Origin of the sequence: Paenibacillus polysaccharolyticus (assembly GCF_900102085.1) — a bacterium.
In the GTDB taxonomy this organism is placed as follows: domain Bacteria; phylum Bacillota; class Bacilli; order Paenibacillales; family Paenibacillaceae; genus Paenibacillus; species Paenibacillus polysaccharolyticus.
Genome location: NZ_FMVM01000010.1, coordinates 193899 through 215205 on the forward strand (window position 1 = coordinate 193899; position 21307 = coordinate 215205).

The 21307-nt window shown below is 47.8% G+C and carries 18 protein-coding genes; 16 read left to right on the forward strand and 2 right to left on the reverse strand.

Features of this window, described 5'->3' with window-relative positions; genetic code table 11:
• The first annotated feature begins 242 nt into the window (after positions 1–242).
• From BLQ13_RS15550 to BLQ13_RS15615, 14 genes are all read left to right on the forward strand, one after another.
• Complete coding sequence (locus tag BLQ13_RS15550) at positions 243–1652, forward strand: MATE family efflux transporter (RefSeq protein WP_090921633.1); 1410 nt, start codon at positions 243–245, stop codon at positions 1650–1652.
• Positions 1653–1799: 147 nt separating this feature from the next.
• Positions 1800–2717 carry a helix-turn-helix transcriptional regulator gene (locus BLQ13_RS15555; protein ID WP_090921767.1) on the forward strand — a complete coding sequence of 306 codons (918 nt, stop codon included), beginning with the start codon at positions 1800–1802 and terminating at the stop codon, positions 2715–2717.
• A 306-nt stretch (positions 2718–3023) separates the two neighbouring features.
• Complete coding sequence (locus tag BLQ13_RS15560; protein ID WP_090921636.1) at positions 3024–3893, forward strand: Rpn family recombination-promoting nuclease/putative transposase; 870 nt, start codon at positions 3024–3026, stop codon at positions 3891–3893.
• A 245-nt stretch (positions 3894–4138) separates the two neighbouring features.
• A complete protein-coding gene (locus BLQ13_RS15565) occupies positions 4139–4852 on the forward strand; it encodes a response regulator transcription factor (protein ID WP_090921639.1) in 714 nt (237 codons plus the stop codon).
• Positions 4849–6366 (forward strand): sensor histidine kinase, encoded by a 1518-nt coding sequence (locus tag BLQ13_RS15570; protein ID WP_090921640.1) that lies wholly within the window; start codon positions 4849–4851, stop codon positions 6364–6366. Before BLQ13_RS15565 ends, BLQ13_RS15570 begins: the two co-directional genes overlap by 4 nt.
• A gap of 62 nt (positions 6367–6428) precedes the next feature.
• Entirely contained in the window at positions 6429–7538 is a 1110-nt protein-coding gene (locus tag BLQ13_RS15575) for a TolB family protein (protein WP_090921642.1), read from the forward strand.
• Positions 7539–7793: 255 nt separating this feature from the next.
• On the forward strand, positions 7794–8681 hold the full coding sequence (gene trhO / locus BLQ13_RS15580) for an oxygen-dependent tRNA uridine(34) hydroxylase TrhO (protein ID WP_090921769.1): 888 nt from the start codon (positions 7794–7796) through the stop codon (positions 8679–8681).
• Positions 8682–8702: 21 nt separating this feature from the next.
• Positions 8703–9347: a helix-turn-helix transcriptional regulator gene (locus BLQ13_RS15585; protein ID WP_090921644.1), complete on the forward strand. Its 645-nt coding sequence runs from the start codon at positions 8703–8705 to the stop codon at positions 9345–9347.
• Positions 9348–9622: 275 nt separating this feature from the next.
• Entirely contained in the window at positions 9623–11641 is a 2019-nt protein-coding gene (locus tag BLQ13_RS15590) for a methyl-accepting chemotaxis protein (protein WP_090921646.1), read from the forward strand.
• Between the two features lie 371 nt (positions 11642–12012).
• The gene (locus BLQ13_RS15595; protein WP_090921648.1) at positions 12013–13062 is read left to right on the forward strand and encodes an ABC transporter substrate-binding protein; all 1050 of its coding nucleotides are present in this window, start codon (positions 12013–12015) and stop codon (positions 13060–13062) included.
• 201 nt (positions 13063–13263) lie between these two features.
• The gene (locus BLQ13_RS15600; protein ID WP_240036800.1) at positions 13264–14124 is read left to right on the forward strand and encodes an ABC transporter permease; all 861 of its coding nucleotides are present in this window, start codon (positions 13264–13266) and stop codon (positions 14122–14124) included.
• A gap of 1 nt (position 14125) precedes the next feature.
• A complete protein-coding gene (locus tag BLQ13_RS15605; RefSeq protein ID WP_090921652.1) occupies positions 14126–14920 on the forward strand; it encodes an ABC transporter ATP-binding protein in 795 nt (264 codons plus the stop codon).
• 210 nt (positions 14921–15130) lie between these two features.
• Entirely contained in the window at positions 15131–16309 is a 1179-nt protein-coding gene (locus BLQ13_RS15610; protein WP_167375753.1) for a winged helix-turn-helix domain-containing protein, read from the forward strand.
• A gap of 71 nt (positions 16310–16380) precedes the next feature.
• Entirely contained in the window at positions 16381–17802 is a 1422-nt protein-coding gene (locus BLQ13_RS15615) for an MFS transporter (protein WP_090921656.1), read from the forward strand.
• A gap of 113 nt (positions 17803–17915) precedes the next feature.
• On the opposite strand, the gene BLQ13_RS15620 is transcribed toward BLQ13_RS15615, so the two are convergent.
• Positions 17916–18497, reverse strand: a complete 582-nt coding sequence (locus BLQ13_RS15620) for a hypothetical protein (RefSeq protein ID WP_090921658.1) — start codon at positions 18495–18497, stop codon at positions 17916–17918.
• 30 nt (positions 18498–18527) lie between these two features.
• Positions 18528–19061: a hypothetical protein gene (locus tag BLQ13_RS15625; RefSeq protein WP_090921659.1), complete on the reverse strand. Its 534-nt coding sequence runs from the start codon at positions 19059–19061 to the stop codon at positions 18528–18530.
• 209 nt (positions 19062–19270) lie between these two features.
• Between BLQ13_RS15625 and BLQ13_RS15630 the strand changes: the two genes are divergently transcribed.
• Entirely contained in the window at positions 19271–19798 is a 528-nt protein-coding gene (locus BLQ13_RS15630; RefSeq protein ID WP_090921661.1) for a DUF6385 domain-containing protein, read from the forward strand.
• 39 nt (positions 19799–19837) lie between these two features.
• Positions 19838–21283, forward strand: a complete 1446-nt coding sequence (locus tag BLQ13_RS28890) for a DUF6385 domain-containing protein (protein ID WP_244159331.1) — start codon at positions 19838–19840, stop codon at positions 21281–21283.
• Positions 21284–21307: the final 24 nt, after the last annotated feature.

A 21307-nucleotide genomic window follows, 5' to 3' on the forward strand; every position in this document is an offset into this window, starting at 1 on the left:
TAAGAGAATATAGCCCTCCCACTAATCGCTTAATACGCGTGCTGGGAGGGTTTTGTTATGTCCTGGGGGCATCATCGAGCGCCACTCGAAAGGAGTAGCGAGACGTGTTTTATGAAAACGGTATAATTCCTATTTCTGGAATTTCAAAAAACTTTCAATTATTTTCGCAAAACTACTGCATTTTCAAACCACCTGTGCTAACATACCCTATGAATTAAAGCAAACGTTGGAAAGGTGAGAAAATGACAGCAATATCCTCGACCAAAGAGTCTCTCCGTTCAGATGCCCAGGATCTGAAGCTGATTCGGTTAACCTGGCCTATATTCCTGGAACTCTTCTTGTTTATGTTGATGGGGAGCGTGGATACGCTCATGCTTAGCTCGGTATCGGATAATGCCGTCTCCGGGGTGGGTGCAGCCAACCAGATTATTTCCATTGCGATTCTTGTACTCGAAGTTATTGGACATGGCGCTGCGATTGTTGTAGCCCAATATATCGGTTCGAAAAAGCTGACTGAAGCAGCTCAGGTTACAGGTAATGCCATCACGCTTAACCTTGCGGTTGGATTGATTCTGAGTGTGATCTTCCTGGTGTTTGGTGGACACTTGCTGTCGCTTTTGAATATACAAGGTGAAATTTATGATTATGCTCGTTCCTATATCAGCATTGTCGGGGGCGGAATTTTCTTGCAGGCCCTCATTAATGCACTGGCGGCAACGATTCGTACACACGGTTATACCAAGGAAACGATGTATGTGTCCGTATTTATGAACGTCATCCACGTGATTGGTAACTATGCTCTGATCTTTGGACATTTCGGCTTGCCGAAGCTGGGTGTGGAAGGGGCAGCGATCTCGACGGTAGGTAGCCGTTTCGTCTGCTTGCTGATCTTTTTCTGGCTCTTGTATCGTGTAAGCGAGGTTCGTGTCGATTTTGAATATTACATTAAATTGTCCAAAAATTTTATTGGCAAAATTCTGCGCATTGGTATTCCTTCTGCGATGGAATCGATGGTGTATCACTCCTGCCAGCTCGTATTCACGCTGTACGTGACCTATTTGGGCGCGGAAGCGATGGCAACCAAACAATATGCAGGTAACATTTCGAGCTACATTTATCTGTTCAGTATGGCGATCGGCATGGGAACATCTATCATCGTTGGCCGGCTTGTCGGTGCTCGGCGCAAGGATGATGCGTACAAACGTGTATTCGACAGTGTAAAGTGGGCGCTTCTGGCTACCGTTGCGATTGACGTGATCATCATCATTTTCCGCGTGCCACTGATGAGCATCTTTACGGAAAATCCGGAGATTATCAGGCTCGGCGCACAGGTGTTGCTGCTCAGTCTGGTGCTTGAAACCGGGCGTACGTGTAATATCGTCATTATCGGTTCCCTGCGTGCTGCAGGGGATGCGAAATTCCCGGTATACATGGGCCTGATCTCTATGGTATGCATGAGTCTGCCTCTTGGCTATCTGCTGGTGTTCCAGTTGAATATGGGGCTGGCAGGCGTGTGGCTTGCCATTGCTGCGGATGAATGGACACGTGCGGTCATTATGTACTTCCGCTGGAAGAGCCGTGCTTGGGAGAAACACGAGCTGGTAGAGCATGAAGAAGAAGAGACTGGTGTACAGCCGGTTCCGGCAGTCTGATCTGGCTGTACTTGGCCGAGAAGCACATTTAAATGAGAGTTATGAAGAGTCGGTTAGGGACATGGTTGTCCCTGATCAGGCTCTTCTTTTTTTATTTTCCGCAAAAATGATCAAAACGGCTCCTTCGTGAACACGTATAGTAAGGATATGGAAGGGGGACATCTTCAATTGAGTCGATATCAGGAGATGATTCAGGACAGCTTGTTCTACATCGAGAACCATCTGCATGAAGAGATTGGGCTGGAAGACGTGGCTTCCAAGGCGGCATTATCGCCTTATCATTATCACCGGGTATTCCGGGATGAGGTGGGCATGACGGTGGTTGATTACATTCGCCATCGGCGGATGAGTCTGGCATCCACCGCGCTGCGTTCTACGGATGCAGGGATTCTGGACATATCGCTGGCCTGCGGATTCGAAAGTCAGGAAGCGTTTACTCGGGCTTTTCGCAAAATGTATGGGATGCCACCTGGGCGGTTTCGCAAATTATTTGATCTTAAACTATTCACTGGGAAAACCAGAGGAGGAGAAATAGAGATGAATACTACAACGGCAATCAAAGGTTGGATGTTAACAGGGAGTCACCCGCAAAACTATGAGATGGGACTTGATCCTGCCGAGGTACATCAAGGCAAGGCCTCAGGGTATTTGAAGGCCGTTACACCGATGGAACCAAATGAATTTGCTACGATGATGCAACAGTTCAAGGCAGACAAGTATGTAGGTAAACGAATGAAGTTGACGGGATTTGTTAAAACGGATCGTGTAGAAGCATTCTGCGGACTATGGATGCGTGTGGATAATCAGGTGCAGGATGTACTGCAGTTTGATAATATGCATGACCGGCCGATTACCGGTACGCAGCCATGGAATCAGTACAGCATTGTACTGGATGTACCAGCAGAGAGTGCAGTGATTTCATTTGGGGTGATTCTGAACGGAAAAGGAAAGGTCTGGGTGGACAGCTTCCGCTTCGAAGAGGTGGATCTAAACACACCTGTGACGCATATGGAGACGGAATATGAGATGTCGGACGAGCCGTTAAATTTGTCGTTTGAGGAATGAATAATCAAATGATGCTATATAAGTTGAGCTGTTCATTTACACGTTAACGGAGAGGACAGAAAAAAACTGAAAAAGCGGAGCGGTCGCCTGAAAGCTTTCTGCAAGAAAGCTACATCGGAAGCATACGCTGTTCCCCGGATTTTCCCCTTTGGAGAAGGGAATCGAAAAAATCTGGGGATAATCGCTACTCTCCAGGTTGTTCTGTCATCGGAGTGGATTGTGTAAATACTTTAGTTCATTATTTTTAAACAAAAGGAAGGATGGGAATTATGGTATAATGCTGGTGAAGAATGGAGCTGATGATGTGTGGCGGAACTGCTTGATCCACGGGTAGATTTTGTGTTCAAACGCATTTTTGGAAGTGAGCAAAATAAAGATGTTTTGTTAGCTTTTCTGAACAGCACGTTTATTGAAACTGGCGAGGCTCCCTTAACGGAGATTACGGTTATTAACACGTACACGGATAAAGATAGTCCAGAGGATAAGCAGTCCATTCTGGATATTAAGGCGAAGACGGTCGAAGGAAAGCTCATTAATATTGAGATGCAGCTGTTCAACCCGTACCATATGGAGAAGCGCACACTGTTCTATTGGAGTGAGATGTACTTCCACCAGATTAAAAAGGGTGAGAACTATAATCTGCTTAAAAAGTGTGTGACTATTAACATTTTGAACTACTCCTGTTTGGATAATGAACGTTACCACAATGTGTTTCATTTGCGGGAAGACCACACAGGGATTAGCCTGACGGATGACATTGAAATCCATGTGATGGAGTTAACGAAGCTGGAGCAACACCCTATTCCGCTGGAGAAGGGCGGACTTGTGAATTGGCTGTTATTTCTGAAAGGGATCGACATATCAAACTGGGAGGTGCTGGCGATGAATGAACCGATGTTGAAGAAAGCGATGGATACGCTGGAATTTTTGAGTCATGATGCCGCTACCCGTATGGCGTATGATGCCCGTATGAAGGCCCTGAGCGATGAAAAGTCCATGATTGAGGGAGCGCGGGCAGAAGGGACAGCCAAAGGTAGGCTGGAGGGTTTACGGGAAGGTAAACAAGAGATGGCCCGTGAGCTGTTAGCCCTTGGAGTGGACATGTCCGCCATTGTGAAAGCCTCCGGTCTTTCCGAAGAAGAAATCCGTAAGTTCAATAGGTACCAACAAAGATGATTAGAGTTTAAATATTATCAGTCAATTTCATCGTTACAGTCCACATGTATTAGAGAAATTTTGAGCCAATCCATCGGTGGAACGGCTCTTTTTGCCGTCTTTGGGGTATAAAAGAAGAAGAGCAACGTACCTACTGCGAGGTATCCATACGGTAATGCGAACAACCAAATTTTCATCGCGTAATGATCGCGAACTTGTTAACATAAACGCATAAACCAATGACACAGATAAAGAGGATGAATCCGATGAATAGTAAAGTGCTTGTTGTGGATGATGAATCCAGCATCGTCAGTGCCATTGCGTACGCACTGCGGCGTGAAGGATATGAAGTAGAGACAGCGAATGATGGCGAAGAGGCCTTGGAGAAGGTGGCTTTGTTCCATCCTCAAGTCATGATTCTGGATGTGATGATGCCCAAACTGGACGGATATGGCGTCTGCCGCAGGCTGGAGGATCGGGAGGATATCGGCATTATTTTGCTCACCGTCAAGAACGAACTGGTGGATAAAATTGTCGGTCTTGAAATGGGCGCAGACGATTATATGACCAAACCGTTCGAAATCCGCGAATTGCTCGCCCGCGTGAAGGCACTGATGCGTCGGGTAGAGAAAAGCAGTACCCCACCGCAGGACGACTCCAAGAGCCAAGCAATTGTCAATGGAACCCTGCGTATTCATGTTGCTCATCGCACTGTGACGGTAGGTGAAGAGAAGCTGGATTTAACGCCCAAGGAGTTCGACCTGCTGACCATTCTGATGTCCAATCCGGAACGGGTGTACACACGGGATGATTTGCTGGATCGAGTGTGGGGCATGGAGTACGCAGGGGGGACACGGACGGTAGATATTCACATCCAGCGTTTGCGCAAAAAAATCGGGGATACCGATCAGCAAATGCTGCAAACGGTATACGGTATTGGGTACAAGGCAACTGCTCCTGAAACAGGCGGAACGGTATGAGAGTTAGCATCAAGCTAAAATTCAGCGTGTTTCTGGCCGCATTGCTCATCCTCACGGTGGTTGTGCTCAGTTCCCTCGTACTCCGAGGCATTGAGCTTAATCAGCAATCACAGGTAGAGCGTACTCTCGCGCAACAGACGCGTCTCATTAATCTGAATGTGCGCCAGGCATATTATACGGAGGCCATTCGTCAGGAGCCGGAACAGTTCCTGCAGCAAAATGGACGTAGATTGGCGCAAGCTCTCTCTGACTCAACAGGCCTGCCAATTGCACTATATGACATGAGTGGCAAACAAGTGGGAGCTTCTTTTGCGCCAAGTGAGAATGAACTCGTTCAGGAGACTCTGAATTACGCATTGAAGAATAAAATTGCCTATCACGAGCAGGGAGAGACATTGTTTTATGCCGCTCCGCTGGACGGCCCGGAGGGACAGATTGGTGCCATCTGGATTCAATACTCCGTGCAGAGTTATCAGGACTTCTACGCGCGGATTCTTCAATTGTTCTTATGGGCAGGCATCACGGTGGTTGCGCTTAGTTTCATTCTAGGTTATCTGTTCTACAACCGTTTTGCTGTAGCGATTACCCGATTGAAGAAATCAGCAGCCTCCATTCAAGAAGGGAACTATATTACCGAATCCCCGGTCAAACGTAAGGATGAACTAGGCGAGCTGGGACAAGGGATTTATTATATGAGCACGTCTATTCAGCAAAATATTGCAGCCATGCATGCCGAGCAGCAGAAACTGCAACTGGCGATTGAGAAGTTGCAAGCATTGGAGCAGCAGCAGAAGCAATATATCGGCAACATCAGTCATGAGTTCAAGACACCACTGACGTCCATCAAGGCATACGTGGAGCTCTTAAATATGTACAAGGATGATCCACAACTGCTGGATGATGCGACGAATAATATCGGGAAAGAAACCGAAAGATTATATGAAATGGTGGAGAAGGTACTGCACCTGTCCGCGCTGGAAAAGTATGATTTCGAGAATCAGGCGGAGGATGTGGAGATCGGTGCATTACTTGCGGACGCTTGCGGACGAATGCGAGGTAAGGTTGAAAAGTTTGCACTGAACATGGAGCTCGATCTGGAGCCTGCCGTCATTCACAGTGACCGGGAAAGTCTGATGCACATTTTCATCAACCTGCTGGACAATGCGATCAAATATAACGTTCCTGGAGGCATCATTCGAGTGGAGAATGAGCGGCGTACAGAGGAACATCAGGCGGTAATTCGCATCTATAACTCAGGTACGCCGATCCCTGAAGAGGCACGGGAGAAGATTTTTGAACCTTTTTACACCGTCAATAAGGACAGAGCTCGCAAAACAGGCGGAACCGGACTCGGTCTATCCCTCGTAAAACAGTTTGTTGAGAAACAGGGCGGAACGATTACTTTATTACCGAGCGATCCAGCGCATCAAGAAGGCGTGACATTTCAACTTGTATTCCCGCTTGTAGATCAAGACATAGATACAAGTTTACAAGTTGGAAACAAGTCTGAATAACTTTGGAAGTATGCCGGCTTTATGATGGGTGTATAGCATAAGTAACTGAGGGGGATCACGACATGATGAAATGGATGAAAGTCACGTTTGGAGCACTGGGGGCAGTTGCGTTATTGACCACTGTTGCCTGTGGAAGCACCACAGAGCCGTCTGGCAATACACAAGGTGCAAAAACAGGCACAGACATTACGGTCAAAGATAACACGAACACGTCCGTTTACCAGAATTTCAAACTTGAGAAAATAGATAAATTACCTAATATGCGCGGAATCGCTTGGTTGAGCGAGAGTTCGATTGTGACAGATAAAGAAAACACGTCCATGAAACCTGTTAGTGTAGAGGGAGAGGAACGTTATCCGCACAACCTGTACATGTATGATCTGACGAAAGGCACAGATACACCGCTTATAGAGAGCGAGGTTAACCTGGGAGCACCGCAGGTATCGCCGGATGGACAGCATCTGTTCTACTGGCAGACGGAGGAAACGACAGGCTGGCCTTTCATTCTGAACCTGAAGAGCGGAGAAGCGGTTGCTGCGGGTAAAGAGGATGGATTTGTTCAGGAAGGTGCCTGGCTCGATAATGAACATGTTGTTTTTTCCAATATGAAAGGAGATCTGATCTCGGCTGCACTGGACGGCACCACTAAAGTATTGGTAGAGACGGGAAACTTTAATGTACGCAGCATCAAGGTGTCGGGCAACATGATCTATTACATTACCGGAGAAGACGGTCAACTGAACACCTATGATGCGAAGACGGGGGAAGTCAAACAGGTGCTCAAAAGCGTGGAGTGGGTTATCCCTTCGAACGACGGAACAAGGCTTGCGATTGTAAAAAGAACAGCGGATACTAAACGGGCGCTGGTGCTCACCGATCTGGAAGGTAATGAGAAGGCCACACTCGCCAGAGGCACGCAGATTTTCGGCACAAGCTGGTCGGGTGACGACTCCAAGATTGCGTACACGATTAATTCCGATAAGGATAACGAAAAAGGATTGTTTGTTTCCAACACGGAATCGGCAGAGCAATTCCAGATCTCCGCAGAGATGGACAATGTGGCTGATTCGTTAGCCTGGAGCCCGCAGGGGAACAAAATTTTGCTGTCACAATCCGTGATGGAGAATGAAAAATATCACTTTGTGACCTCGATTATTACGATTTCGGAATAGATGCCAATTCAAAGTATAGTGGCGGCGTGGAAGGCGTGTTCCATATCTTTCATGCCTTTCTATACATTTATATTGACTAAGTCCTTGCGCTTCCGATAAACTAGTATGCAGGAATATAAAGTCGAATGGTTAGACAGCAGTTCGAGACGATGTTTCGGGCGGCTGTTTCTTTTCTTTTTCTGCAAGTCAGGGTGCAATGTAGGTGGCTCGCCGGAGGAACCGGCCAACAACATGGAAGAGGAACAGGTGATATACATGTGTAACAGCGCGTATCGCGTGCTTTTATATTATAAGTTCGTGAAGATCGAAGACCCCGAGACGTTTACGCAGGAGCATCTGCAATACTGCAAAGACCTAGGGGTGAAAGGCCGTATTCTGATTGCTTCCGAAGGTATCAACGGCACAGTATCAGGAACACCGGAGCAGACAGAGCAATATATGAAGGACATGCATGCCAATCCGCTGTTCAAGGATATGGTGTTTAAAATTGATGATGTGGAAGAGCATGCGTTCAAAAAAATCTTTGTGCGTCACAAAGCAGAACTGGTGACTTTCCGCGTAGACGATGAACTTGATCCGAATGAGATTAGCGGTAAACGCCTCTCACCGAAGGAATTTCATGAGCATTTGCAACGGGATGACGTTATCGTCATTGATGGACGCAATGATTATGAGTATGAGATCGGTCATTTCCGCGGTGCGATCCGCCCGGATGTCGAATCATTCCGTGAATTTCCGGAGTGGATTCGCGAGAATCTCGGCGATATGAAAGACAAGACGATCATTACGTACTGCACAGGCGGTATCCGCTGTGAGAAGCTGACTGGATTTATGATCAAGGAAGGTTTCCAGGATGTTGCCCAACTGGAAGGCGGAATTGTGACCTACGGGAAAGATCCCGAAGTACAGGGACGTCTGTTTGATGGCAAATGTTATGTATTTGACGAGCGGATTTCCGTACCGATCAACCGTACCGATGAGGATATTGTTATCGCCAGCTGTTATCACTGTGGTACGACACATGACCGATATATTAATTGTCCGACCTGCAACCTGCAGCATGTCTGCTGTGAGGATTGCGAAGAGACGCATAACCGCTTTTGCTCGGATGCTTGCCGGGAGGCAGCGCCCGTACAGGCATAAGCAGGAGAGCAGGTGCTGAACATGAAGCGTGAAGAAGAACGTACAACGCGTGAACGGATTCTGTTCATGCTGAAGCAGCAAGGAACGATGACGGCTCGTGAAATCACGGCCGAGCTAGGGCTGACCGGAATGGCGATTCGTCGCCATCTGACAGCACTGGAGCAGGAAGGCTGGATCGAGGTGCGTGAGGCTCGTGCAACAGCAGGACGTCCCTCCTCGGTATATCATCTGACGGATCGAGGAGACAATTATTTCCCGAAGTCGTACTCTTCTCTAACGCTGGAACTGCTTGATGAACTGTCTGATACGGCAGGCAGTGGAGTCGTGGATGCCCTTTTCGAAGGTCGCCGTGACAAGTTGCTTCGCAGCGGCTTGCCGCAGATGGAGGGGCATGATCTCGCCGGACGTGTCGAGGAACTGGCACGAATTCAGAATGCCAACGGGTATATGGCCGATGCATCTATCGAAGAAGATGGTACGTATGTCATCACCGAGCTGAACTGCCCAATCGTGCAGGTTGCGAGTGTGTACAAGCAGGCTTGTCGTTGTGAGCTGGAGCTATTTCGATCCCTATTGCAAGCGGACGTCGAGCGCACTGAATGTTATGCTGATGGCGGCAAGAAGTGCAAGTACCAGATTCGTGAGGTATCGGGGAAGTCATCATAGCCGGTCATTTATAAGATTGTTTCGAATTGTCGAAGCAGTCTTTTTTTTTTATCTAAAAAAACACTTGTACATAGTTTTTATACACGTTTATTCACTCTGATATGAATAAACACACCCATATCTCATTATGAACATATGTGAGTTAAACTTCTTGTTATATGAATTATGATCCAAAACTTTTTTTAGAAGCGGTATTTTTCGGATTAAAAACACTCGTGATTATACCGATATACATAATATAAAAATTATAGCTTCTAAAAAAAAGGGGATAGGTTATGGCTCGGAAAAAATCAGGTTTTCTTCGTTCAATACTCACATTTTGTTCATTAAGGCAAACGGCAGGACAAATCATGTTGTCTTCCCTGATCATTGTTATTGTCTGTGTTGCGGTCCTTTCGGTTACCTTCTATGTTCCTACATCGAATCAGGTCAAAAGTTATTCAACGAAACAGCTCGTATTAGATACGAAATTGCTGGCCAAAGAAATGGATATCAAAATGAAAGAGCAACAAACCGTCGTTAGAATGATTGCCGAGCAAGGTGCATCAATGGAGGACAATAAAGAGCAACAGATGCAATTTCTCTCCAGTTTAAAAGAACAACATCCTGAGTTTACTACGATTCTGTATTCACCTGATGTAACAGGACAGTTTGCGATGGACGCGGCAGGTAAAGAATATGACTTATCGAGCCGGCCTTATGTAAAAGAAATTCAGGCGGGTCGTCCGTATGTCTCTGAACCGTTGATTTCTGTAGTAGATAATAAACTTGGCGTTGCCATTGGGTCGCCGATTATGAAAGATGGTCAACCGGTTGGTTTCTATACAGCTGGATATCAGATTAATGAATTGGTCGAAGATGTAATTGCATTTAAGCACGGCAACACGGGACAAGCAGTGTTGACGACAGCGAGTGGAATCTTTATCTATTCTCCAGATGAGACGAAGATTATGAATAGTAATATTACGGATATGGGTAACACCCATATGAATGAAGCATTTGCTGAAGCGGTAAAAGGCAATTATCTTGCATTTGATTTTCAAATAGATGGTGTTAAAAGATTGGGGTACATGACTCAAACAGAACTGAACTGGGTTGTTGTTACATATATGGATGAGAGTGAATTTTCAAAACCGGTTAATGATCTGCTCGTACTTGTACTAACTGTAGGAATCATTATCGTTGCGGCAGCATTGTTACTCAGTATTTTAATCGCGACAAAAATTGTAAAGCCCATTCGTCAACTCACACACGGGATTGATCTACTGGCACAAGGCGATCTGACGTATCGCATTCCTGTAAAAGGGAAAACGGATATTAGCACAGCCCTACATTCATTTAATAGATCTAGTGAGCAACTACATCAGTTGATGACGAATGTTTCGGATCTCTCCGGACAATTAACCGATTCTGCCAAACAGTTAGCCGTAGGTGCTGAGCAAGGTTCCAATGCATCACAGAGCATTACGGAGGCTATTATGGTGGTTGCCGAGGGCTCGGAGCGTCAAACGTCAAGTGTACAAGATGGTAGCGATGTAGCGGAAAATATTGCGATGCAGATTAATGGTGTCGCAGAACATAGCTCTCATGTATCTACCGTTGCTTCGGAAGCGAATGTACTCGCGACGGATGGATCTACAGCGATGCATGATCTGGGTAGGAAGATGGATGAGATGGAGTATGGCATTCGTGAGTTGTCCGGTACGATCCAGAACCTCAGCAGTTTGTCCACCTCTATCGGTGAGGTTGTAGGTGTAATCAGCAACATCGCCCGGCAAACGAATATCCTCTCTCTGAATGCGGCAATTGAAGCATCACGTTCTGGTGAGGCTGGCCGGGGATTTGCCGTCGTGGCCGATGAAGTTCGTAATCTTGCCGGACAGTCGATTGCATCCGCAGAGCAGATTGCTGGATTTATTGGGCGCATTCAGGTGGAGATTGAGCGTACACTTCGTGCTTCTGAGCAAACCGTTGAGCAGGCTGCTCAAGGCAAACAGGCGGGCGAAGTGGCAAGTGAGCTGTTTACGAATATTCGCTCGTCCGTGGAACAGGTCGCTGACAGTATCCGTAGTGTCACAGCGGCGGCAGAGGAGATTGTCTCTGGAACGGGAAGCCTGGTGGGCTCTATTCGCCTCATTGCTGATTCGGCTAGCGAGACAGCAGCAGAGACTGAAAATGTCTCCGCAGCGGCACAGCAACAAATGGCTTCTATGGAGGAAGTCGCTTCCTCATCAGCGGAACTTGCTAATATGTCAGAGCAACTGCGGTCACAGATTGAGAAATTTAAATTGTAGATGGAGATAACGTATTAGATCGATGCTTATGGATTAAAGTAGATATAAAAAATGAGGCAACCCATTATTTGGGGTTGTCTTTTTTTGATAATGTAAAGTTTTCTATCACGAATCTGAGTGAAACAAAAATGGAAGCGGTTCAACCATTGACGGAAGCCGGGATGCCCTTTAATATTAGGAAAACAATAAAAGAGCAACACGGCATGGACTTCAGTCGCATGCCAAAAGTCTAGATTTGTCTGCTTTTGTCGATCAAAGCAACAATGCGTTGAAGCGTTTGTTTTGTTCCGCTCTATCGTACCTGAGGGGAAACAAGATGGAGTGTAACCGGGAAGACCACATTTTTAACATTTGGAGAGGGGTTCTTACAGATGAAAAAGAAGTTTTGGATGTCATTGATGATGGCTGCTTCGATGATTGTAGCGGCAGGTTGCGGAAATAACAGTGGTGCGGGCTCGGAGTCCAAAGGTTCAGACAGCACAACAGGGGGCGGAAGCGCAGAGAAATCCTACCAGATTGCCATCTCCCAGATTGTGGAACATCCCTCGCTGGATGCTACACGTGAAGGTTTCATCGCTGCTCTGAAGGATGCCGGCATTGAAGAGAACAAAAACCTCAAGATTGATTATAACAATGCGCAAGGGGATTCCACGAATAACCTGTCCATTGCCCAGAAAATTGCGGGTGATTCCAAAAACGACCTCGTACTCGGGATTGCTACACCATCAGCACTGGCTTTGGCACAACAAGTGAAGGACAAGCCGCTCTTGTTTGCAGCTGTGACGGACCCACTGGGTGCGAAGCTCGTGAGTGACATGGACAAACCGGGCGGCAATGTAACCGGTGCATCGGATACGAACCCAGAGGCAATCGTGCAATTGGCTGATTTTATTGCTAAAAATCTGCCGAATGTGAAGACGGTCGGATTGGTCATTAATGAAGGTGAGCCGAATGCAGTTGTTATGGCTAACAATGCCGAGAAGGCTTTGGCAACACATAACATCAAGCTGGTTAAAGCGCCAGTAACCAATACATCGGAAGTTAAACAAGCGACAGACTCGCTGGTTGGTAAAGTCGACGCATTCTACATTACACTCGACAACTCTGTAGTAAGTGCTGTGGATACGATCATTCAGACGGCAAATAGCAACAAAATTCCGTTCTTCTCCAGTGATCGGGATACGGTAGAGAAGGGTGCTTTTGCAACCGTAGGATTTAAATATTATGACCACGGTTACCAAGTCGGTGAGATGGCTGCGGACATCTTGAAAAATGGAACCAAACCGGGCGATATGAAGGTGACTGTTCCGGACAAGCTGGATCTGATCCTGAACCTGAAGGCAGCTGAAGCTCAAGGCATTACAGTAACGGATGAGATGAAGGCCGAAGTGAAAGATCAGGCAAACAATATTATTCAATAATGAACCAATGAATCAGCGGCCAGATTGATTTATTGAGTACCTAACAGTAAAACAATACTTCGGCAGATGGAGGTGAGGCGAACGTGCAGTTGGGTTCGCCTCATTCTTTTCAGATAGAGAGATAGACAGGGAGGAAGCAGTGTGAGTATAAGTTGGAATTCCATTGAAGGGGCCATTGAACTGGGACTGTTATATGCACTGATGGCACTTGGTGTGTATATAACGTTTCGCATTTTGGATTTCCCCGATCTTACCGTAGACGGAAGTTTTACAACAGGAGGCGCTATTGCGGCGGTCATGATCTCCAATGATTACTCCCCTTGGCTGGCCTGCTTGGCAGCTATGGCTGGCGGCATGATTGCTGGAGCTCTCACGGGTCTGCTGCATACGAAAGGCAAAATTAACGGACTACTGTCCGGGATTTTGATGATGATCGCTTTGTATTCAATCAACATGCGTATTCTTGGCGCACCGAATAAATCGATTATGGGCGTGGAAACGCCATTTTCAGGCGAACATGTCATGATCATTATCATTATTGTTGTGCTGGTATTTAAAATCATGCTTGATCTGTTCATGAAAACAGATATCGGACTCGCGCTTCGCGCTACAGGGGATAACAAACGCATGATTCGTAGCTTTGGTGCGAATACGGATGTAACAACCATTATTGGTGTCAGTCTGTCTAATGGGCTGGTAGCCTTATCTGGTGCGTTTATTGCTCAGCAATCCGGGTTTGCTGATATTACAATGGGCATTGGCATGATCGTCATTGGTCTGGCCTCCGTCATTATTGGCGAAGCAATTCTGGGTGCCAGAACGGTATTCTGGGCGACGCTGGCAGCTGTAGTCGGTTCCATTATCTATCGGATTGTGGTTGCACTTGCCTTGCAGGTGGAATGGTTCGATACATCTGATCTGAAGCTGATCACTGCCGTTATCGTTATTATTGCACTCGTCTTCCCGACGATGCAGCGTTCCATGAAACAGCGAAGTCTTGCCCGCAAGCGGACCGAAGAGCTGATGCGTTCCGGCGGCCAACAGGCAAAGGGGGGCATGTAACATGTTAGAGATTACACAAGTCACCAAACTGTTCAACCCGGGCACAACGGATGAGAAAACAGCTCTGGTTGGTGTGAATCTGATCATGAATCCGGGTGATTTTGTAACAGTCATTGGCAGTAACGGAGCTGGGAAATCGACCCTGATGAACATTATTTCAGGTGTCATGAAGCCGGATATGGGTGACGTGCTCATCAACGACCGTTCAATCAGAAATCTTCCAGAGCATAAACGCAGCAGTTGGATCGGTCGTGTCTTTCAGGACCCCATGGCTGGAACCGCCCCGCATATGTCCATTGAAGAGAATATGGCAATGGCGTACAAACGCGGCAAGGGACGCGGACTTGGTTTTGGTGTGACCCGTGCGAGACGTGAAATCTTTAACGCGCAGCTGGAGAAACTGGGAATCGGGCTGGAGAAACGCCCGAATGCCAAGGTGGGTCTTCTGTCGGGCGGTGAGCGCCAGGCGCTCAGCTTGTTGATGGCAACCTTCACTCAGCCACAGATTTTGCTGTTGGATGAACACACAGCGGCGCTTGACCCATCTCGCGCAGAGCTGATTACCGAGTTGACAGAGACCCTTGTCCGCGAGATGAGACTTACCACGCTGATGGTAACGCACAATATGGAACAGGCCATTCGCCTAGGCAACCGCCTGATCATGATGGACAAAGGACGAATCATCCTCGATGTCAGTGAAGAGCGTAAGCGCACACTTACGGTGCCGGAACTGCTCGGCGAATTCGAGCGGATCAGCGGCAAAAAAATGGCGGATGACCGCGTAGTATTGGGATAAGGTTGAATTCATGTGAAGTCACATCCACAACTATCGCTTGAGAAACAGGGCCCTTTGCGTTATCGCAAGGGGCTTTTTTTATGGTATGTTGTTGAAGAGTGAGAATTGGAAAAATACTTGAGAGATACATAGATACATTAGAAAAAAAAGATAAAGCAGATTGCTGATCTACGTATGACATATATGAGGGCACACAAGGGAGGAACGAGAATGTCTCTTCAATTTGATGAGGGAACCTATACGGTATCTAAGCAAATGGATTCGATTCGCTTGCTGGCGAAGGAGTTTGCGCTTTTGCATTTTCTGTACGAAAACAAAGATAAGGCCTTCACACGCAGCCAACTGCTGGATCGGGTCTGGCCGCTAGAATATCCGGTGGAGCGCACCGTAGATGATCACATCTATCGTCTCCGTAAGAAGTTGAAGCGCTGGGATGAAGTCAGTCTGGATACGGTTCGTGGTTATGGATATCGGCTTGCTTTACGGGAGAATAAATCGATGTTGCCTTCTAATCCTTCGGTTCATGATCCAGAGATGCAGGAAGTGATTCATGGACTGCTTCGCAAATATCATCTGTTCGGTCAGGGAAATTCAATCCAGATGCTGGTTCACCAGCAGGAAGCACTTGGCTTGAAGATTTCACCGTACTACCAATTGTATATGCATTTTATTCAGGGAGACCTGGAGTGGCTGACGAGCACAGATGACTTCCCTTTGGAAGAGCGCTTGTACTGGCTATTGATCTATGTGCATGCTCTCATTAAGCCAGCCGATAGTTTGGAATTGTACAGGCTAGCGATCCAATCACCTGTGTTGCCCGCCGAGTATCGTCAGGAACTGCGCATTCTGAATATTATTGATATCTACGCGGAGACGGGACAGTATCAGGAAGCCAAGAGGCTGCTGGAAGAGACATATCGGGTAATGGAAGCAGAACAGCTGACTTATTTCAAATTACCCGTAGGTCTTGCCGCGTTATCGGTTGAACTGTGGGGTGGGAGTGGAGAAGCTGCCGAGAAACAACTGGCTGCGCTACGATCTGAATTAAAGGATGCTCCCTACCTGCGAGAAATTGGTCGTTTTCAGGTGATGGAGGGTTTATGGCTACTTCGACAGGGACGGGTGCGAGAGGCAGAACTACGAATGGATGACGGTCTGGATGTATTAAAGATGTCGCTCAATGCTCCGTTATATCTGAATTCAGCCTATCAGATCCTCCTGTATATAGATCACCATCGAACCCCGGGAAGACTTCGCAATAAATATCAGCAGATATATACAGAGATCGGTAAGTCGTATGGTGTTCCTGTATATGGGCAGCAGATCGTAAATACCATTATTAACTTTTTATCAACGGATTCCAAATCCTCTGATCTTCCTCTGACATAACCCCTCTATGATTACAGCCAAGGAGCAATCCATCTTACAAGTTGGTTGTAATCAAGGGAGGAAAATCAAGTATGAAGCAACAATCATCAAGGACGGAAGAACCCCACTTATCGAATGTAGAGAATCCATCTCGTCCAGTGAACTCAGCAAGAAACGACGTATTTCCTTCATCTACACCAGATAATTCATCTGGTGAATCTGCTACCAAAAGCTCAAAAAGCCTCTGGACTAATCTTAAGTTTGTGCGTCTGTTTATGGCTTACGCACTCGCTACCTTTGGCGATTGGTTCGATGCGCTCGCGATTCAAATCATGGTGGCTTACCGATGGGGAGCCGATCCGTTGATTATCGCGCTGATCCCTGTCTGTATGGCTGTACCGGGTATCTTATTTGGGTCGGTAGCTGGTGCTCTCGCTGATCGGCTGCATAAAGTGAGAATTATGATTCTCTGTGATGGCATTACCATTGCGCTAACGGTGGGCATTTTATTCGCACCAAGCCCGGCATGGCTGCTGCCACTTCTGGCTCTGCGTGCGATGATGAGTGTGTTTCACGTTCCTGCCCAGCAGGCATTGACACGACAGATCGTGGCAGAGGAGCAGCTGTTCCAAGCCTCGTCACTGAACGGGTTTGTGAATCAGTGTGCCAAGATAGCAGGCCCCCTTCTGGGTGCGGTTGTATTGGCCTTTTTCTCTCCACAAATCTGCATTCTGATCAATGCGAGTGCTCGGCTGTTATCTGGCGCTGTATTATGGCCTTTGCGACGTTTGGTAGAGAAGAAAGAAGCTTTAGTAACCGATGAGCATAACGAAGAGAATCAGAAGGAACCCGAGACTTTCTTCAAGCAGTGGCAACAGGGCTGGAAGTATTTACGCCACACCCACACAGTCAGGAATACCATCGTGTTTGGCTGTCTTGGCCTCATGTCTATTCTAATGGTCGAATATCAATTTACGACTCTGTTTCGGGAAATCAAGCCAGGTAATGAATCTATGCTCGGCTGGCTCGGTTCATCCGTAGGTGCGGGAGCAGTGTTTATCATTTTGCTGTTAAACCGATTGCCGAGATTAGGGTACGGGTGGGGGCTTGGCGGCGGCTACTTTCTCATTGGGGCCGGAATTGCGGGACTCGGCTGGGTTGGTCCGGATACGTCGACGGCATGGATTATTATGTTGGGCCTGTGTACAGGTCTGGGGAATGGACTGTTTATGGTCACGATGAATTATTTGCTGCAAAAAGAGACCTCTCCTGACTATGTAGGACGTGTATTCGGCATTCAAAACTCGTTATACAGCGTTGTGCTGGTCGCTGCCCCGCTGGCAGGCGGTGCGATTATCCGCTCGGCGGGACCAAGTCCGACTTTTCAAATGATCGGTCTGGCTACGCTAGCCATTGGTCTGACAGGCATCCTGTTCCAGCGTATGTTGTGGTCGCTTAACAGAAGATCCACTTCGAGTGAAAAGGTGGGATCTGCACAGCAAGGCGTCTCCTAAATTGCTTGTTTGGATCGTTCCATATCCTGACATACGAAATAGCCGCATTCGGCACTCATCCGAATGTGGCTATTTCTGTTCCTTGGCCTGCACAGAGGCACGGCTATAGATTATCACACTTCCCACCAAGTGAAATACGTTGTGGAGGCTAACAAGCCGGCAACAGTGAGTGATCCGGTTACGGACAGGTTTATGGCCTGACCAGGAGGGATCACGTATTTACCGAACTCGTTGGATTGAAATGGACCAACTTGCAGAGGCATGGACATGATAGCGGTAGCACCGGATGGGGCTGCTGTAGAAAATCGAACAAGAGCAACACTTGTGTTACTGCTGGACAGATTGCTGTTTACGGCTGTAAGTGTACTTGGCGATGAGAGTGTACCGTTTGCAGTCAGGGTCAACGTGCCGCTGAACGAGGACAGCAGATTGAGCGCAACAGTAATTCCACCAGACAAACGGGAAACATACAATGTTCTGCCGCTTCCGGTTGGATTGGCGAGTTGCAAAGTGGCCGTTACGCTCCCTCCAAGCAACCCCAGTGTGGTGGAGTTAGTGGAACCTGCATTGTACAGGTTACCTGTGCTGCCCGCACTATTCTCGGGTGGGGCAACAATACCGGGCGAGATATATGTGTTTGTATTCGACGTATAGACGGGGCGATTTAATGGATTAAACACATTATTATTTGGCACGTTGTGCACCACCTTTGATCTGAAATCCGGTTAGAATTCCCACCAAAACAGGTTTATCGCTCCGGTCTGATTACCAATGCCCAAACTAATGGATAACGATTGTCCCGGGGGAACAACAATGGAGCCATTCAAATCCAAAGCATATAGGCCTGCAGTGAGCGGGATACTGAGCAGGCTTGTGAAGGTTCCACCAAGTGTGCCTGTGTTCTGCCTTGTTGTTACGATGCTGGTATTGGCATTGCCCAGCAGTGTATTGACAGGCGCGGGTGTGCTGCCGACAGTCACGGTTCCGCCGGAATAGACTACGAGTGTAGCTGCTGCTGTTGTCCCTCCTGAGAGGCTCGCAATGCGTATCGTTCTGCCGCTACCTGCTGCATTCAAAATTTGCAGAAGTAGATTTTGGTTGGAGGGGATCAATGTATTGTTCGTGGTCAGGGCGAAAAAACTGCCTGCCGCAGCCGCACCGGTGTCTGGAGCTGCTCCAATTCCCGGGGCCGCAAATGTGTTGGTCAGCTGTGTAAATAAAGGGCCATTGGACTGGTTGAACACATTCGTATTGGTCATCCCGCTTGACCTCCTCTGAACCATGGAATAGATGAAAAAAAGCCTATAGACTGCGTTATTTCGCCTGTCCTCATTACTAGCATGATATGTAAAAGGAAGAGAAAGCGTTTGGGGATTACATCCGAATTCCCAAATAACGGCGGATGCCGTGCCCGTATTTTCCTTCCGGGCATACGATGCGTAAGCACATTTTTTAAGGGGAAATCGAGATGAGTCGAACAGCCAAGCGAAGCAGGAAGAGAACGAAACCCTCAGCCAAGCAGACAATGAAACCAAAAACTAAATATGTCAGCCGCCGCCCATCCCGTTGTTCTCGCCGCGCCAAACTGCTGAAGCCCCCTTGTTCCCGGATTACCCGTCCTAGGTTCAAACAGGGTGCTTTCTCACGCACGAAACTCCCTGGTGCTACTCACTGTTTTACAGAGCATACCTACACTGGAGCAGAGACAGGTCAGGGTGAACATGCCCTCCCGCCGCAGGATACCTCATCTCTGAGCATGTACAGCTATGGCGTGGTGAATCGCGGAAAACATCCAGCGATCGTTCAAGTTCAGGTCAGTCCGAATGCCGTAGATTACGCAGTGGATAGTCAGGAAGTCATTGAGGGTGGACAGACGAAGGCGCTGGTTCCCTTGCGATTTCTACACTATACCCGGCTTGTGCTCCTGCCTGTAGATCCGGCTCAGCCTACTCGGCTTGATGTATATTTTCAGGCACAGCGTATGCTCGTAAGGTAGTTTCATTACCCAGATTGTCCAGGGAGGAGGACGAGGCTTATGCCTAACTTTACAACGTTTAATACGAATCCGGATAACTTGAGAACACTGATTTTTGGTCAGGATAGTACAGGTACGGCTCAGCCCGTCAGAACAGATACAAGCGGGAATGTGGTAGGTATCATTCTAGACGGGACGATCAGCAACATTTCAGGTCTGACCACGGTTACCATTAATGCGGGTACAATCACCAACATTCTGAACGGTACCATCACGAACGTACTCGGCGCGACGATTACAGCTGGAACGATCACAAGTGTGCTAGGTGCCACAGTAACAGCGGGGACCCTGACCAACTTGCTAAACGGTACCATCACGAGTGTCCTCGGTGCAACAATCACTGCCGGAACATTAACTAATCTGTTGAACGGTACAATTACCAGTGTGCTCGGAGCAACGATCACCGCAGGAACAATTAACAGCGTACTCGGTGCAACCATCACGGCTGGAACACTGACCAACTTGCTGAATGGTACGATCACGAACGTGCTCGGCGCGACGATTACAGCTGGGACAATCACGAGTGTACTTGGAGCAACGGTGACTGCGGGTACCCTGACGAACTTGCTGAACGGTACGATAACCAATGTGCTTGGAGCAACGATCACGGCGGGAACCATTACGAGTGTATTAGGTGCTACGATTACCGCCGGAACGATAACCAGTGTGCTCGGAGCAACGTTGACGGCAGGTACCTTAACGAACCTGTTAAATGGTACGCTCACCAGTGTACTGGGCGCGACCATTACCGCAGGTACGTTAACGAACTTGTTGAACGGAACGATTACGAATGTACTCGGTGCGACGATTACAGCAGGTACAATTACGAGTGTGCTTGGAGCAACCATCACTGCCGGAACGATTACCGGTGTGCTTGGTGCTACCTTGACGGCCGGAACGCTGACGAACCTGTTAAACGGAACGATAACCAGCGTGCTCGGTGCCACTGTGACGGCTGGCACATTGACGAACTTGCTGAATGGTACCCTCACAAGTGTTCTCGGTGCCACGATCACAGCCGGAACGTTAACCAACTTGTTGAACGGGACCATTACCAGCGTGCTTGGCGCAACGATTACGGCGGGTACACTGAGCAGCGTAACCTCCATCTCGCAAAAAAGTTTTCAGGAGAACCAACTTGTCGGCACACCGACTGCTAACACATTTACATCGCTACCTGCTGTGACCACGAGTGTATTCGGCACATACTCCTTTTTCGTGTATAACAGGGGACCAGGTGTGAACAGGGTGGATGCCCAAGTGGAGATCAGTGCGAACGGAACCAACTGGTACACCGATGTGACTACGGTAACAGGGATTCTATCCGGTTCTGTAGATGTTCTGGTACCGCAACGTTTCCTGAAATACACACGTCTTTCTTATCGCTCAAGCTTGCTCGGTGCACCAAGCACGATTGACGTGTTCTTCAATGGACAAGGCACATAACCTGCTCTGCTGTCATATAGGTAC